Genomic DNA, 15682 nt, shown 5'->3' on the forward strand with positions numbered 1-15682 from the left:
GCCTACGCGGGGATGACGGGGCCAAGGGGCGTCGCTAAACACCTCCCATGCCCGGACGCTTTTTCGAGGAATGGGAGGTCGGCCAGACCGTCGCCCATGCCCTCCGCCGCACCGTCACCGAGACCGACAATCTGCTGATCTCGACGCTGACCCACAATCCGCAACCGCTCCACCTCGATGCCGAGGCCGCGAAGGACACCGAGTTCGGCCGGATCCTCGTCAACAGCTGCTTCACCTTCTCGCTGCTCGTCGGCGCGTCGGTCAGCGACACCACCGAGGGCGTGCTCGTCGCCAACATGGGCTTCGACGAGGTCCGGCTGCCGAGCCCCGTCTTCATCGGCGACACGCTCCACTTCGAGAGCGAATGCATCGGCGCACGCGAAAGCAACTCGCGTCCGACCGCCGGGCTCGTCACCTGGGCGCACCGCGCGATCAACCAGCATGGGGCAACCGTCTGCACGATGAAGCGCACCGCCCTCATCCACAAACGTCCCGCCGCATGAGCCGCCAGCCCCGCTCTTGGCTGTTCGTCCCGGCCGACAGCGAGAAGAAGATCGCCAAGGCGCTCGAAAGCCAGGCCGACGCCATCATCTTCGACCTCGAGGACAGCGTCGCGCTCCCCGAAAAGTCCCGCGCCCGCGAGATCCTGAAAGCCCTCCCCGCCCGCTCGGGCGGCCCGCAATGGTGGGTCCGGATCAATCCGCTTCGCACCGAGGAACATCGCCTCGATCTCGAATTGCTCGGCAAGGCCGACATCCACGGCGTGATGCTGCCCAAGGCCGAGAGCGGCGCCGACATCGTCGAGCTCCAGCACCGCACCGGCTCGATCCCGATCCACGCCATCGTCACCGAGACCGCCGCCTCGCTGTTCGGCCTCCTCTCCTACCGCGACGTCAAATCCTCGCCGCTCGCCGCGATGAGCTGGGGCGCCGAGGACCTGTCGGCCGCGCTCGGCGCCGCGTCCAACAAGGACCGCAAGGGCCGCTACACCTTCCCCTACCAGCTCGCCCGCACGCTCTGCCTCGCCGGCGCGCAGGCCGCGGGCGTGCAGCCCGTCGACGGGGTCTTCGCCGACTTCCGCGACGAGCCCGGCCTGATCGAGGAGGCGCTGGACGCCGCCCGTGACGGCTTCACCGGCAAGCTCGCCATCCACCCGGCGCAGGTCGTGCCGATCAACGAGGCCTTCTCCCCCACCGACGAACAGATCGCGCATGCGCGGCAGATCGTCGCAGCCTTTGCCGCCGAACCCTCGGCTGGTGTGTTGAGCGTCGACGGCCGAATGGTCGACAAACCCCACTTGATCCAGGCCCAGCGCACGCTGGACCGCGCAGGAGACTGACTAGACATGCCCACCATCGCCAAGGGCTATGGCACCGACGCCGCCGACCAACCCCTCCGCGCCATGGAGTTCGAACGCCGCGACCTGCGTCCCGACGACGTGGCGATCCAGATCAGCCACGCCGGCATCTGCCACTCCGACCTCCACACCGCCCGCAGCGACTGGAAGGGCACGCAATATCCCTGCGTTCCTGGCCACGAGATCGTCGGCACCGTCACCGCGGTCGGTCCGCAAGTCACCAAGCACAAGGTCGGCGACACGGTCGCGGTCGGCTGCATGGTCGACAGCTGCATGAAGTGCGACCAGTGCCTCGAGGGCTGGGAAGTCTTCTGCCGCGAGGGCAATGTCGGCACCTACAACGGCCGCGATCGCCACGACGGCTCGAACACCAAGGGCGGTTATTCCGACCACATCGTCGTGCGAGACCATTTCGTCTGCAAGGTCCCGGACGGCATGGACATCGCCAAAGTCGCGCCTCTGCTCTGCGCCGGCATCACCACTTACTCGCCGCTTCGCCAATATGGCGTGGGCGAGGGCACCAAGGTGGCGGTGGTCGGCCTCGGCGGCCTCGGCCACATGGGGGTCAAGCTCGCGGTCGCGATGGGTGCCCACGTCACCATCATCACCACCACCCCCGAAAAGGGCGAGGATGCCCGCGCACTGGGCGCCCACGACGTCATCATCTCGACCGACAAGGCGCAGATGAAGGCCGCGCGCACCCGCTTCGACTTCATTCTGAATACCATCCCTGTCAGCCACGAGATCGACGGCTATCTCCAGCTGCTCGGCCGCTCGGGCCGGATGGTGATCGTCGGCGCGCTGAACGAGATGCCGGGCTTCGTCGGCGCCAACCTCATCTTCTGGAACCGCGCGGTCGGCGGCTCGGCCATCGGCGGCATTCCCGAGACGCAGGAGATGCTCGATTTCTGCGCCGAGCACGGCATCTATCCCGAGACCGAGCATATCGCGATCGATCAGGTCAACGAGGCCTATGAGCGCCTCTTGAAGAACGACGTCCGCTACCGCTTCGTGATCGACATGGAGCAAACCGCCTGATGACACCGGCCGAGCTCGCCGCGCTGCACGAGGCCCATGCCTCGGATCCCCAGGCCTTCTGGCTGGATCAGGCGCGGCGGCTCGACTGGGACCGTTTCCCGACCAGGGCCGGCGACTGGTCGTTCGACGCCGACGCCTTCCACATCAAATGGTATGAGGACGGCGTCCTCAACTTGTCCGCCAACTGCCTCGACCGGCACCTGCCGGCCAAGGCCGACGACACCGCGCTCGTGTTCGAGCCCGACGCGCCTGGCACCGGCCGCGCCGTCACCTACGCCGAGCTTCACGCCGACACCTGCCGCTTTGCCAACCTCCTCAAGGAGCGCGGCGTGGGCAAGGGCGACCGCGTCATCCTCTATCTCCCGATGATCCCCGAGGCCGCCGCCGCCATGCTCGCCTGCGCGCGGATCGGCGCGGTCCACTCGGTCGTGTTCGGCGGCTTCAGCCCCGAAAGCGTCGCCGGCCGGATCGAGGATTGCGGCGCGCGCGTCGTCATCACCGCCGACGAGGGGCTTCGCGGCGGCAAGCACATTCCCCTGAAAGCCAATGTCGACGCCGCCTGCGACCTCGCTCCCGGGGTCGAGACCGTCATCGTCATAACCCGCACCGGCGCCGACGTGCCGTTCGTTCGGGGCCGCGACGTCCGCTGGGAGGATCACAAGCACCGCCTCGCCGCCGACTGCCCGGCCGAACCGATGGGCGCCGAGGATCCGCTCTTCATCCTCTACACCTCGGGCTCGACCGGAAAGCCCAAGGGCGTGGTCCACACCACCGGCGGCTACGCCACCTGGGTCGCGGCCACCTTCGCCTGGGTGTTCGAGCCGCGCGCGGACGACCTCTTCTGGTGCACCGCCGACATCGGCTGGGTGACGGGGCACAGCTACACGCTCTACGGCCCGCTCCTCCACGGCGTCCCCACCGTCATGTTCGACGGCGTGCCCACCTTCCCTGACGCGTCGCGGCTGTGGGAGACGATCGACCGGCTCGGAGTCACCATCCTCTACACCGCCCCCACCGCCATCCGCGCCCTGATGCGCGAGGGCGACGCGCCGGTGGTGAAGCACCGCCGCGACAGCCTGCGCCTCCTCGGCACCGTCGGCGAGCCGATCAATCCCGAGGCCTGGCGCTGGTATCATGACGTGGTCGGCGACGGCCGCCTGCCGATCGTCGACACCTGGTGGCAGACCGAGACCGGCGGCGTGCTCATGACCCCGCTCCCCGGCGCCACTTCGATGAAGCCCGGCAGCGCCACCCGGCCCCTCCCCGGCATCGCCCCGATCCTCGTCGACGCCGAGGGCCACGAAATCCCCGGCAACGACGTCAGCGGCAACCTCTGCCTCACCAGCTCGTGGCCGGGCCAGATGCGCACCGTCTGGGGCGACCACCAGCGCTTCATCGACACTTATTTCCGGACCTATCCCGGCCTGTATTTCACCGGCGACGGCTGCCGCCGCGACGCCGACGGCGACTATTGGATCACCGGCCGGGTCGACGACGTCATCAACGTGTCGGGCCACCGCATCGGGACCGCCGAGGTCGAAAGCGCGTTGGTCGCGCATCCCCTCGTCGCGGAGGCCGCCGTGGTCGCCGCGCCGCACGACCTGAAAGGACAGGCGATCCACGCCTTCGTCACCTTGAACGCCGGCGAGGAAGGCTCCCCGGCCATCCTGACCGAGCTCAACGCCGAGGTCCGCAAGCACATCGGCGCCCTCGCCATCCCCGAGCGAATCCAGTTCGCCCCCGGCCTCCCCAAGACCCGCTCGGGCAAGATCATGCGCCGGATCCTGCGCAAGATCGCCGAAGGCCAGCTCGACCAGCTGGGCGACACCTCGACCCTCGCCGACCCCGGCGTGGTCGACCAGCTGGTCGCCGGCCGTGGGTAAGCGCCTCCTCGCACTGCTCGTGCTCGCCCTGCTCCCGCTCGGCGCCTGCACCGCCGCCGACGAGCTTCCCGCCGGCACCGCGCCGCTCGACCCCATCGCCTTCTTCACCGGCGCCTCGAGCGGCACCGCCACGCTTCGCCCCGTGGTCGGCAAGGCCTCGCCCGTGCGGGTCGAGAGCGAGGGCACGCCCACCCCCGACGGCCTCCGCCTCGTCCAGCGCATCACCGAAGGGACCAAGAAGCCCCGCACGCGCCTGTGGATCATCCAGCGGACGCCCGGCGGCTACGTCTCGACCCTGACCGACGCCAAGGGCCCCGTCAGCGTCACCGTCCGCGGACCCCGCGCCTTCATCGGCTACGTGACCCCCGGCGGGATGCGGATCGAGCAGGAACTCGCCCTCCAGCCCGACGGCCGCACCATCCTCAACCGGCTCAAGGCCTATCGCTTCGGGGTCCGCCTCGCGACCCTCGACGAGACCATCGTCAAGGCGGTTGCAAAGTAGGATTTCGCATGGCTTGGTTCGGCATCGCCGCCAGATCACGCGCCATCGGAGCGGCAGGGCGCGCAAGACGGGAAACGACTCGCGGACCCCATGACATTCGAGACCTTGTTCAGAAAGGTTAATGCTCCGCCCGCCTAGCTTTGGCCGCAGTTTTTCGTTAACGGCGTGGGCCTTCCGCCATGGCAACCATTCTTCCCACCCCGCCGCGCGTCGGCATGGTCTCCTTGGGCTGTCCCAAGAACCTCGTCGATTCCGAGCGCATCCTCGGCCAGCTCCGCTCGGACGGCTACCAGATGAGCGCCGACTACGAGGGCGCCGACGTCGTCCTCGTCAATACCTGCGGCTTCCTCGATTCCGCCAAGGAAGAGAGCCTCGAAGCGATCGGCGAGGCGCTGGCCGAGAACGGCCGGGTCATCGTCACCGGCTGCATGGGCCGCGAGGCCGAGGTCATCCGCGCCCGCTTCCCGAACGTCCTCGCGATCACCGGCGCGCAAGCCTATGAGGACGTGGTCGCCGCGGTCCACGAGGCCGCGCCCGCGCCGCGTTCGCCCTATCTCGACCTCGTCCCGCAGGCCTCGCCGCAGCTCAAGCTCACGCCCAAGCACTACAGCTACCTCAAGATTTCCGAGGGCTGCAATCACCGCTGCGCCTTCTGCATCATCCCGCAGATCCGCGGCGACCTCGTCTCGCGCCGCCCCGACGCCATCCTCCGCGAAGCCGAAAAGCTCCTCGCGCAGGGGACGAAGGAGCTGCTGGTCATCAGCCAGGACACCAGCGCCTACGGCCTCGATCTCAAGCACGCCGCCTGGCCGTGGAAGGGCGGCGACGTCCGCGCCCACATGACCGACCTCGCCCGCGCGCTGGGTGAGCTTCGCACGCCCGAGGGCGAGCGGCCGTGGGTCCGGCTCCACTACGTCTATCCCTATCCGCACGTCGACCGCGTGATGCCGCTGATGGCCGAGGGCCTCGTCCTCCCCTATCTCGACATCCCTTTCCAGCACGCTTCCCCGAAGGTGCTCAAGGCGATGCGTCGCCCGGCCAACGAGGCCAAGGTGCTCGAGCGGCTGGTCCAATGGCGCCGCGAAGTCCCCGACATCGCGATCCGCTCCTCCTTCGTCGTCGGTTTCCCCGGCGAGACCGAGGAGGATTTCGACTATCTCCTCCAGTGGCTCGCCGAAGCCCGGCTCGACCGCGTCGGCGCCTTCCGCTTCGAGCCGGTCGAAGGCGCCCCCGCCAACGACCTGCCCGGCCATGTCGCCCCCGAGGTCAAGGAAGAGCGCTACGCCCGCGTGATGGAGCTGACCGCGCGCATCTCCGCCGAGAAGCTCGCCGCCAAGGTCGGCTCCAGCCTCGACGTCATCATCGACGCGGTCGATCCCGAGACCGGCGGCGCGACCGGCCGCTCCAAGGCCGACGCCCCCGAGATCGACGGCGAGGTCCACCTGCGCGACGCGGGCCACCTTCGCGCCGGCGACATCGTGGCCGCGCTCATCGAGGAAAGCGACGAGCACGATCTGTTCGGCGTACCCACCAAGGACGATTGATGACCGATTTCGCCGCGCTCCTCCGACCGAACCGCGGCGAAACCGCCCGCCCGCTCCACCTCGTCGACGCGACCCTGTTCCCCGAATGGCTCAAGGCGCATGCCGGGGCGCGCAAGGCGCTGATCGAGGCCGCCCGGTTCGAGGCCAAGCCCGGCCAGGTGCTCGTCATCCCCGGCCCGTCGCCCACCGCCGACGTCGAGGTGCTGGTCGGGGTCGCCAGGCTCGCCAGCCTCACGCCCTGGTGCCTCGCCGCCGCTGCCGAGCGGCTCCCCGAGGGCACCTACAGGGTCGCGGGTGAAGTCGCGCCCGGCCTGTCGGCGCTCGGCTGGCTCCTCGCCCAGCACACGCGCACCACGTGGAAGAGCAAGCCCGACACCCCCGCCGGTCCCCGCGTCCTCCTCAGCGGCGAGCCCGCCCGCGTCGCCGAGATCGTCCGCCTCGCCGAGGCCACCGGCCAAGTCCGCGACCTCGTCGACACCCCTGCCGGCGACCTCGGCCCGGCCGAGCTCGAGCAGGCGGTCCGCGACTGGGCCAAATCCGCCGGTGCCGAGGTCACCGTCACCAAGGGCGACGCGCTCGCCCAGGGCTATCCGATGATCTACGCCGTGGGCGCCGCGGCCGAGCCGTCGCGCGCGCCGCGCCTCATCGAGGCGACCTGGGGCGATCCCAACCACCCGCGCATCGCCGTCATCGGCAAGGGCGTGGTGTTCGACAGCGGCGGCCTCGACCTCAAGCCTGCCGCCGGGATGCGGCTGATGAAGAAGGACATGGGCGGCGCGGCCCATGCCCTCGCGCTCGCCCGGCTGATCGTCGGCGAGCGCCTGCCCGTGCGCCTCCACCTCCTCATCCCCGCGGTCGAGAATGCCGTCTCCGGCGCCGCCTTCCGCCCCGGCGACATCCTGCGCAGCCGCAACGGCCTGCGGGTCGAGATCGACAATACCGACGCGGAAGGACGCCTGATCCTCGGCGATTCGCTGACCCGCGCGGGCGAGGAGAAGCCCGAACTGATCGTCGACTTTGCCACGCTGACCGGCGCGGCGCGGATCGCGCTCGGCCCTGACTTGCCCGCCACCTTCAGCAACGACGACGGTTTCGCCGCCGAGCTCCTCGCCGCCGGCACCGAGGTCGGGGATCCGCTGTGGCGCCTGCCGTTGTGGGACGGCTATGACGAGATGCTGAAGAGCGAGCTCGCCGACCTGTCGAACAGCGCCGACTCGCCCTTTGCCGGGACAATCACCGCCGCCTTGTTTCTTCGCCGGTTCGTTCCGGAGAACACGCTCTGGGCGCACCTCGACACCTTCGCCTGGCGTCCTGTTCCTCGGCCGGGCCGTCCCAAGGGCGGCGAAGCTTTGGGTCTTCGGGCGGTTTATTCGGCGCTTTCGGCGCGCTATACTCGGCGGCACTAACGCTTTTTCATGCGCTTCCTTCATCGGAGCGCAACAATTCCCCCCCTCGCCGGTTAACCACCCACGCTAGCCAGGCGAGGAGTTTCACGTCCAATGAGCGATGCTTCGCTAAGCGGGTGGATGCGCGCTCTGGTCGGATACGTCCGATCAGGTGAGCCCGATCTGACGAATCGTCAGATGGCCCTGCTGATGATCGTCTACCTGACCCCCGGGCCGCACACTGTGCGCGGCCTGGCCCGAATTCTCGGCGTCTCCAAACCCGTCGTGACCCGCGCCTTGAATACGTTGGGGGCGCTCGGCTATCTCCGCCGCGAACGAGACCAGGACGACCGCCGCAACGTGTTCGTCGTCCGGACCAGCAGCGGGGCAGATTTCCTTGAAGGCTTCAAACGTAACATCCGGGGCAGCGAACGTGGCGACCGAGACGCCGAACGCCGTCCCGCCCTCGGCCAGCTCGCCCACGCCCACCGCTGACGTCCCGCCGGGCGGCTTCCCGCTCGCGGGCCCGTCGAGCCGGCCCGACCCCCGTACCCACGCCTATCGCCAGGACCTCGCCGACGTCGCGCTCGCCGGGATCGTGATCGCCTCCCATTACGCCGTCCCGCTTCCCGCCACGCTCGGCCGTGACGCGACGCTGCGCGCCGCGCCCGACGCGAATGCCGAGCCGGTCGCCGAGCTCGAGGCCGGCACCGACCTGCGCCTCCTCGACAAGAGCCGCGGCTGGGCCTGGGGCTATGCCGGCGACCAGGTCGGCTACCTGCCGCTCAGCGCCATCGCATGAAGCGGCTGCTCGCGCTTGGGCTGGCCGCGCTCGTCCTCGCCGCGCTCGCAACGACCTTTCTCTGGTGGACCGGCGGCGCATCGAAGCCGACCACGGTCACCGTCGAGGAAGGCGCGACCCTCACCAGTCTCTGTCCGGGCCTCGAGAAGAAGGGCCTCGTGCGGGGCGGCTGCACCACCTACCGCCTGTTTGCGAAGGTGCTGGGCTCGCCCGATGGCATCCAGGCGGGTGAATTCGAGGTGCCCGCGGGCACCAGCGGCGCGAAACTGCTCGACATCCTCCAGCACGGCCAGCCCGTGCAGCGCCTCATCACCATTCCCGAGGGCACGCCCAGTATCCTCGTCGCCGAGAAACTCGAGTCGGTCGCCGCGCTGACCGGCCCCGCCCCGGTCCCGGCCGAGGGTTCGGTCCTCCCCGACAGCTATGGCTTCCAGAAGGGCGAAAGCCGCGCGGCCGTCGCGGCGCGCATGGAAACGGCGATGACGCGGACGCTCGCCGAGCTTTGGGCAAAGCGGAAGGTGGGCTCCTGCCCGGTCTCGACCCCGGCCGAGGCGATCACCCTCGCCTCGATCGTCGAGAAGGAAACCGGCAAGCCCGCCGAGCGCCGCCGCGTCGCGGGGGTCTATTGCAACCGGCTGCGGATGGGCATGAAGCTCGATGCCGATCCGACGGTCATCTATCCGGTGACCAAGGGCAAGCCGCTCGGCCGCCGGATCCTCCGCTCCGAGCTCGAGGCCGACACCGGCTACAACACCTACAAGCGCGCCGGGCTTCCGGTCGGCCCGATCGCCAACCCCGGCCGCGACAGCATCGCTGCCGTCCTCGACCCCGAGGTCAACGACTATGTCTATTTCGTTGCCGATGGTACGGGCGGCCACGTCTTCGCCAGGACGCTGGCGGAGCATAACGAGAATGTCCGCAAGTGGTTCGCGCTTCGGAAGGCCCGCGGCGAGATGTGACGACCCGCGCTCCGGCAAAGGCCGGGGCCCGGTGACGTCCTCACCCTGAATGATCTCGGCTCCGGCTTTCGCCGGAGCACGACGTCAGTCCACCGCCTTCATGACGAGGCTGGCATTGGTGCCGCCAAAGCCGAAGCTGTTGTTCAGCACGGCCTTCACTTCGCGCTTCTTGGCGGTGTGCGGCACGAGGTCGACGCCCTCGGTACCCTCGTCGGGATTGTCGAGGTTGAGCGTCGGCGGCACGATCTGGTCGCGGATCGCGAGGATGCAGAAGATGGCCTCCACCGCGCCCGCGCCGCCGAGCAGGTGCCCGATCGCCGACTTGGTGCTGCTCATCGACGCGCCGTGCAGATCGTTGCCGAGCACGCGCTTCACCGCCGCCAGCTCGATCGTGTCGGCCATGGTCGAGGTGCCGTGCGCGTTGACGTAATCGATGTCGCCCGGGCCCATGCCGGCCTTCTTGAGCGCCATCCGCATCGCCAGCTCGGCGCCGCGGCCCTCGGGATGCGGGGCGGTCACGTGATAGGCGTCGCCCGACAGGCCGTAGCCCACGACCTCGGCATAGATCTTCGCGCCGCGCGCCTTGGCATGCTCATATTCCTCGAGCACCACCACGCCGGCGCCTTCGCCCATGACGAAGCCGTCGCGATCCTTGTCATACGGGCGGCTCGCCTTTTCGGGCGTGTCGTTCATGCTCATGTTGAGCGCGCGCGCCTGCGCGAAGCCGGCCACGCCGAGCGGATTGATGGTCGATTCCGCCCCGCCCGCGAGCATGATGTCGGCGTCGCCGTCCTTGATCATCCGCGCCGCGTCGCCGATCGAATGCGCGCCGGTCGAACAGGCGGTGACGACCGCGTGGTTCGGCCCCATCAGCCCGTATTTGATCGAGACCTGACCCGAGATGAGGTTGATCAGTCGCCCGTGCACGAAGTGCGGCGACACCCGGCCGGGGCCCTTTTCGTGGAGGACGATCGATTCGCTTTCGATCCCCGGAAGCCCGCCGATGCCCGATCCGATCGAGCAGCCCGCGCGTTCCTTGGTCGCCTCGTCCAGTTCGGTGAGCCCGGCATCCTCGAGCGCCTGGCCGGCGGCATCGATGCCATAGACGATGAACGGATCGACCTGGCGCTGGACCTTGTGGTCGACGCGCTTGTTCGGGTCGAAGCCATATTCATGGCCGGCCGGCTTCACCTCGCAGGCGATGCGGCACTTCTGGTCCGACGCGTCGAAGCGGGTGATCGGACCCGCCCCGCTCTTGCCGGCCAGAAGATTGCGCCACGTCGTCTCGACGTCGGCCCCGAGCGGGGTGACGAGTCCAAGTCCGGTGACGACAACACGCCGCATGGGCAATCCTCCTTAAACGCAGAACAGGCCCGGCATGGAGCCGAGCCTGTGGTCTGCCAACAATCCGTCGGGTCGGCTAGCTCAGCCCTTGTTCTGGTCGATATAGTCGATCGCGTCCTTGACGGTCGTGATCTTCTCGGCCGCATCGTCGGGGATCTCGACGCCGAACTCTTCCTCGAACGCCATCACCAGCTCGACGATGTCGAGGCTGTCGGCGCCCAGGTCGTCGATGAAGCTGGCTTCCTCGGTGACCTTCTCGGCTTCAACGCCGAGATGCTCGACAACGATCTTCTTAACCCGCTCTGCAGTCTCGCTCATCTGTTCTTCCCTTCCCGTTAGGATTTGGCCAACGCGTTAGCGAGGCGATTCCGCCTTGCCAAGACTTGACGACAGAGGCGCCCCCATGAGCCGACCCGAACGCGCGCTGACCGACGGCGAGATTGCCATGGCGCGCTCGGTGTTCGGCGAGCGCATCGATTATGCCCAGGTCCGCCTCGTCAGAGGCAAATGGTGGCCGTTCCAGCCGCGCGGAATCGTGATGGCGCCGACCGGCAGCATCCACTTCCACCCGGCCGACCCCAATTGGCGTGAGGATTTCGCGAAGGCCGAATGGTCGCTCCAGGGCCTCTTCATCCACGAAATGACGCATGTCTGGCAGACCCAGCGCGCGGGCAAGCTGTTCCTGCCGCTGATGCGCCACCCCTTCTGCCGCTACGGATATACCTATCGCGAGGGACGGCCCTTCCTCCGATATGGATTGGAGCAGCAGGCCGAGCTGGTGCGGCATGCGTATCTGCAACGCCGCGGCATCCGCCCGGCCAGCGCCGCCGATCTCGCCGAAATCGAGAGAATTTTGCCCTTTCGCGACGCCTGAGCGACTGTCACATCGCGGCCACAGGAGCGTCACTTTCTTGCGTCGCCGGGCGCGCGCACCCTTTCGCCCCCGTCACAACAAGGGTTAGCTTCGCCCCACAGAACCAAAAAGGGGACCATCGATGCGCCTGACCGCCGCCTGCCGCCGAACCTTGCTGGCCAGTGTCGCCACGCTCGGGTTCGCCCTCCCCGCCCAGGCCCAGACCGCGTCCGAAGAGCAGGCGCAGGCCGCCAACCCGCCCGCCCCGCCGTCCGATGCCAATGCGGGCGGCGAGATCATCGTCACCGCGACCAAGCGCGCCTCGCGGGTCCAGGACGTCCCCTTCTCGATCAACGCGCAGACGCAGGGCGACATCCAGCGCGCCAACGCGACGACGATCGAGGACATCAGCCGCAACGTCGCCGGCCTCACCGTCCAGAACCTCGGGCCGGGCCAGAGCCAGGTCAGCGTCCGCGGCGTGTCCGCCGGCCAGATCGTCCGCGACCAGCCGGGCGTGAAGGAGCAGGTCGGCGTCTATCTCGACGAAAGCGTCGTCTCGCTGTCGCTCTTCACCCCCGACTTCGACCTGTTCGACCTCAACCGTGTCGAGACCCTGCGCGGGCCGCAGGGCACGCTGTTCGGCTCGGGCAGCGTCGGCGGCACCATCCGCTACATCACCAACCAGCCCAAGATCGGCGTCACCGAAGGCGAGATCGAGGCCAACATCAACACGGTCGCCGAGGAAGACGTCGGCTATCACCTCAAGGGCGCGCTCAACCTGCCGCTCGGCCCCACCGCCGCGATCCGCGTCGTCGGCTACGGCACCCATTATGCCGGCTTCATCGACGCGATCGGGCCGGCCGCGGGCAATAATGTCAACGACGGCTCGCGGGCCGGCGCGCGCATTTCGATCCTGTGGCAGCCGATCCCGGAGCTGAAGATCACGCCGCGCTACGTCCACCAGGAAGTGCACGCCGACGGCTTCAACCGCGCCGAAATCTACAATTTCTATTCGAACCAGTTCACCACCACCGCGCCGCGGCTGGGCGAGCGCCAGCAGTATCTGCTGCTGCGCGAGAAGTTCAAGGACAAGACCCGGCTCGCCGACCTCACGGCCAGCTACGACTTCGGCGGCGCCGAGCTGACCAGCGTCACCAGCTACATCAACCGCGACATCCTCGTCAGCCGCGACGCCTCGGCGCTGACCGGCTCGGTCTATGTTTCCTTCGCCGGCCTCACCCCCGCCGCTGCCGCGGCCGCCCGCCTGCCGTCGAACCTCGTCGACACCACCGGGGTCGAGCAATGGACCCAGGAAGTCCGGCTGAGCTCGTCCGACAACGGGCCCTTCCAGTGGGTGCTCGGCGGCTTCTATTCGAACGTCGACCGCACCTACACGCAGCGCCTGCCCACCCCGGGCTCGGATCCGTTCGGGCAGATCTTCCTCAACGCCGCGGCGCCGGGCGTGCTCATTGCGCAGACCCGCAACGGCTTCCCGGCTGACAGCCCGTACAACGCCGACATCCCTTACAAGATCAAGCAGAAGGCGCTGTTCGGCGAAGCGAGCTACGACCTCGGCCAGGTTAAGGTGACCGCCGGCGGCCGCTTCTACGACTTCAAGGAGACCCGCGACTTCATCTCGGGCGGCATCTTCGCCAACGGCGACCGCAACATCGGCGACCGCACCAAGTCGAATGGCTTCACCCCGCGCGGCATCGTCACCTGGGAGCCCAACCGCAACCTCAGCGTGAACCTCCAGGCCGCCAAGGGCTTCCGTCTCGGCGGCGTCAACGACCCGCTCAACCTCCCGCTCTGCACCGGCGGCGAAACCGGCCCCGACGCGCGGACCTTCGGTGGGCGCAAGACCTACAAGGACGAGACGCTCTGGAACTACGAGGCGGGCCTCAAGTTCAGCCGCGGCCCCGTCACCTTCAACGCCGCGGCCTTCTACAACGACATCAAGAACCTGCAGGTCACCGCGGACGCGGGCAGCTGCTCGTCGCGCGTCGTCTTCAACGTCCCCAAGGCGCATGCCAAGGGCGTCGAGGCCGAGTTCAACCTGCGCGCCGCCGAGGGCTTCTCGCTGAGCTTCGCGGGCAGCATCACCGACGCCAAGTTCGATTCGAGCGTGCTCGCCACCGACGACCCGTCGACGCCGACGGTCAACGAAGCGCAGCCGATCGCCGGCATCCGCGACGGCAACCGCCTGCCGACCGTCCCGCGCTACCAGTTCGCCGCCAGCGCGACCTACGGCGCGCGCCTGACCGACACGATGGAGATGTATGGCACCGCCAGTGTCCAGCGCGTCGGCAATCGCTTCACCCAGCCGGGTGACCAGGAAGCGGGCGTGGCGCGGATCGGCAACGCGCTGTTCTACGACCTCGGGACCAACGTATACGGCTCGGGCGTCAACGACGTCGGCACCTTCCGCCTGCCGGCCTACACGCTCGTCAATCTCTCGACCGGGCTCGACTTCGACAACGGCTTCGGGGTCCAGCTCTACATCAACAACCTGTTCGACAAGACGCCGCTCCTCAGCCTCGACCGCGAGCGCGGGGCGCGGGCGCGGATCGGCTACAATATCGGCCAGCCGCGCACGATCGGGCTGACGATGCGGTACAAGTTCCGCGACGAGCCGGTGGCCGTGGCCCCGCCGCCGCCGCCGCCCCCGCCGCCGCCGCCGCCGGGGATTCCCGCGACGCAGACCTGCAGCGACGGCTCGGTGATCCTCGCGATCGACGCCTGCCCGGTGCCGCCGCCGCCCCCGCCGCCGCCGGCCCCCGCGCCCGAACGCGGGTGAGCCGACCCGGAAAGCCGAACGTGACGCGCCGCTCGCTCCTCCTCGGAGCGGGCGGCGCTGCCGTTTCGGCCCCGGCCATTGTCTCGGCCCAGCGGCTCGGATCGGCGCCGCTGGTGAGCGTGGTCGGCGCGGGCGTGTTCGGCAGCTGGACCGCCGAGCAGCTCCGCCGCCGCGGCGCGAAGGTGACATTGATCGACGCCTGGAGCCCGGCCCACAGCCGGTCGAGCTCGGGCGGCGAATCGCGCATGACCCGTGCGGGCTACGGCAGGGACGAGATCTACGCGCGGATGGCGCTCGCCAGCCTCGCCGAATGGCAGGGCCTGAGCAAGGCCGCGGGCCTTCCCATCCTCATCCCCCACGGCGTCCTGTTCTTCTTCCAGAACGACCTCTCCTACCTGCTCGCCAGCCTCGAAGTGCATCGCCGGCTCGGGCTCGCCACCCAGTCGCTAGACAAGGCGGCGCTCCAGGCCCGCTTCCCGATGATCGACTTCACTGGGGTCGAGGGAGGGATGTTCGAGCCGCGCTTCGGCGCGCTCATGGCGCGGCGCGCGGTGCAGACCCTGGTCCAGCGCTTCGTCGCGAGCGGCGGCAGCTTCGAGCAGCGCCACATCGACGGGGTCAGCGGCGTCCCCGCGGCCGACCGGATCGTCCTCGCGCTCGGGCCATGGCTGCCGAAGATGTTCCCGCGGCTGCTCGGTGGCCGGATCGTCGCCACGCGGCAGGAAGTCTTCACCTTCGCGCCGCCGGCGGGCGACGCGCGCTACAGCCCCGCGCAAATGCCGGGCTGGGCCGATTTCAACGGCGGCGACGTCTTTTACGGATTCCCCGATCTCGAGGGCAAAGGCGTCAAGTTCGCGCATGACGCGCATGGGCCCGAAGTCGATCCCGACACGCAGGACCGCCGCTTCTCGGACCAGGCGCTGGCCGAGATCGTCGCCTTTCGCGACCGCCGCTTTCCGGGCCTGCGCGGCGCGCCGCTCGCGACCGCCGAGGTCTGCCAGTACGAGAACAGCTCGAACGGCGATTTCCTGATCGACCGCCACCCCGACGAGCCGCGGCTGATCCTCGTCGGGGGCGGGTCGGGCCACGGCTTCAAGCATGGCCCCGAGGTCGGCCGGATCGCCGCCGAACTCGCGCTCGACGGGACGGCCCCCGACCCCCGCTTCAGCCTCGCCACCAAAGGCGCGAAGCAGAAGCGCGAGGTCATCTAGCTTCAGG

At 68.9% G+C, this 15682-nt stretch carries 15 protein-coding genes; 13 read left to right on the forward strand and 2 right to left on the reverse strand.

Features of this window, described 5'->3' with window-relative positions; genetic code table 11:
• Positions 1 to 47: 47 nt before the first annotated feature.
• From ABD693_RS00710 to mltG, 10 genes are all read left to right on the forward strand, one after another.
• Entirely contained in the window at positions 48 to 503 is a 456-nt protein-coding gene (locus tag ABD693_RS00710) for a MaoC family dehydratase (protein ID WP_344695033.1), read from the forward strand.
• A complete protein-coding gene (locus ABD693_RS00715) occupies positions 500 to 1339 on the forward strand; it encodes an HpcH/HpaI aldolase/citrate lyase family protein (protein ID WP_344695034.1) in 840 nt (279 codons plus the stop codon). Before ABD693_RS00710 ends, ABD693_RS00715 begins: the two co-directional genes overlap by 4 nt.
• A 6-nt stretch (positions 1340 to 1345) precedes the next feature.
• The gene (locus ABD693_RS00720) at positions 1346 to 2395 is read left to right on the forward strand and encodes an NAD(P)-dependent alcohol dehydrogenase (protein ID WP_344695035.1); all 1050 of its coding nucleotides are present in this window, start codon (positions 1346 to 1348) and stop codon (positions 2393 to 2395) included.
• Positions 2395 to 4278, forward strand: coding sequence for an acetate--CoA ligase (gene acs, locus ABD693_RS00725; protein ID WP_344695036.1), 1884 nt, complete (start codon positions 2395 to 2397; stop codon positions 4276 to 4278). The genes ABD693_RS00720 and acs overlap by 1 nt, the downstream gene beginning before the upstream one ends.
• A complete protein-coding gene (locus ABD693_RS00730) occupies positions 4271 to 4780 on the forward strand; it encodes a hypothetical protein (RefSeq protein ID WP_344695037.1) in 510 nt (169 codons plus the stop codon). The genes acs and ABD693_RS00730 overlap by 8 nt, the downstream gene beginning before the upstream one ends.
• Positions 4781 to 4959: 179 nt before the next feature.
• Positions 4960 to 6324, forward strand: coding sequence for a 30S ribosomal protein S12 methylthiotransferase RimO (gene rimO, locus ABD693_RS00735; RefSeq protein WP_344695038.1), 1365 nt, complete (start codon positions 4960 to 4962; stop codon positions 6322 to 6324).
• Positions 6324 to 7730: a leucyl aminopeptidase family protein gene (locus ABD693_RS00740; RefSeq protein WP_344695039.1), complete on the forward strand. Its 1407-nt coding sequence runs from the start codon at positions 6324 to 6326 to the stop codon at positions 7728 to 7730. The genes rimO and ABD693_RS00740 overlap by 1 nt, the downstream gene beginning before the upstream one ends.
• Positions 7731 to 7823: 93 nt before the next feature.
• A complete protein-coding gene (locus ABD693_RS00745) occupies positions 7824 to 8204 on the forward strand; it encodes a MarR family transcriptional regulator (RefSeq protein ID WP_344695040.1) in 381 nt (126 codons plus the stop codon).
• The gene (locus ABD693_RS00750) at positions 8143 to 8511 is read left to right on the forward strand and encodes an SH3 domain-containing protein (RefSeq protein ID WP_344695041.1); all 369 of its coding nucleotides are present in this window, start codon (positions 8143 to 8145) and stop codon (positions 8509 to 8511) included. Before ABD693_RS00745 ends, ABD693_RS00750 begins: the two co-directional genes overlap by 62 nt.
• On the forward strand, positions 8508 to 9470 hold the full coding sequence (gene mltG, locus ABD693_RS00755; protein ID WP_344695042.1) for an endolytic transglycosylase MltG: 963 nt from the start codon (positions 8508 to 8510) through the stop codon (positions 9468 to 9470). The genes ABD693_RS00750 and mltG overlap by 4 nt, the downstream gene beginning before the upstream one ends.
• Before the next feature lie 84 nt (positions 9471 to 9554).
• On the opposite strand, the gene fabF is transcribed toward mltG, so the two are convergent.
• Positions 9555 to 10814: a beta-ketoacyl-ACP synthase II gene (fabF, locus tag ABD693_RS00760; protein WP_344695043.1), complete on the reverse strand. Its 1260-nt coding sequence runs from the start codon at positions 10812 to 10814 to the stop codon at positions 9555 to 9557.
• 81 nt (positions 10815 to 10895) lie between these two features.
• On the reverse strand, positions 10896 to 11132 hold the full coding sequence (locus ABD693_RS00765; RefSeq protein ID WP_344695044.1) for an acyl carrier protein: 237 nt from the start codon (positions 11130 to 11132) through the stop codon (positions 10896 to 10898).
• A gap of 85 nt (positions 11133 to 11217) precedes the next feature.
• Between ABD693_RS00765 and ABD693_RS00770 the strand changes: the two genes are divergently transcribed.
• The 3 genes from ABD693_RS00770 to ABD693_RS00780 all read left to right on the forward strand — a co-directional run bounded on the left by ABD693_RS00770 (position 11218) and on the right by ABD693_RS00780 (position 15675).
• Positions 11218 to 11688 carry a vgr related protein gene (locus ABD693_RS00770; protein WP_344695045.1) on the forward strand — a complete coding sequence of 157 codons (471 nt, stop codon included), beginning with the start codon at positions 11218 to 11220 and terminating at the stop codon, positions 11686 to 11688.
• Positions 11689 to 11809: 121 nt separating this feature from the next.
• On the forward strand, positions 11810 to 14464 hold the full coding sequence (locus tag ABD693_RS00775; RefSeq protein WP_344695047.1) for a TonB-dependent receptor: 2655 nt from the start codon (positions 11810 to 11812) through the stop codon (positions 14462 to 14464).
• A gap of 20 nt (positions 14465 to 14484) precedes the next feature.
• Positions 14485 to 15675 (forward strand): FAD-dependent oxidoreductase, encoded by a 1191-nt coding sequence (locus tag ABD693_RS00780; protein WP_344695048.1) that lies wholly within the window; start codon positions 14485 to 14487, stop codon positions 15673 to 15675.
• Positions 15676 to 15682 lie beyond the last annotated feature (7 nt).

The sequence above is a fragment of the Sphingomonas rosea genome, assembly GCF_039538065.1.
In the GTDB taxonomy this organism is placed as follows: domain Bacteria; phylum Pseudomonadota; class Alphaproteobacteria; order Sphingomonadales; family Sphingomonadaceae; genus Sphingomicrobium; species Sphingomicrobium rosea.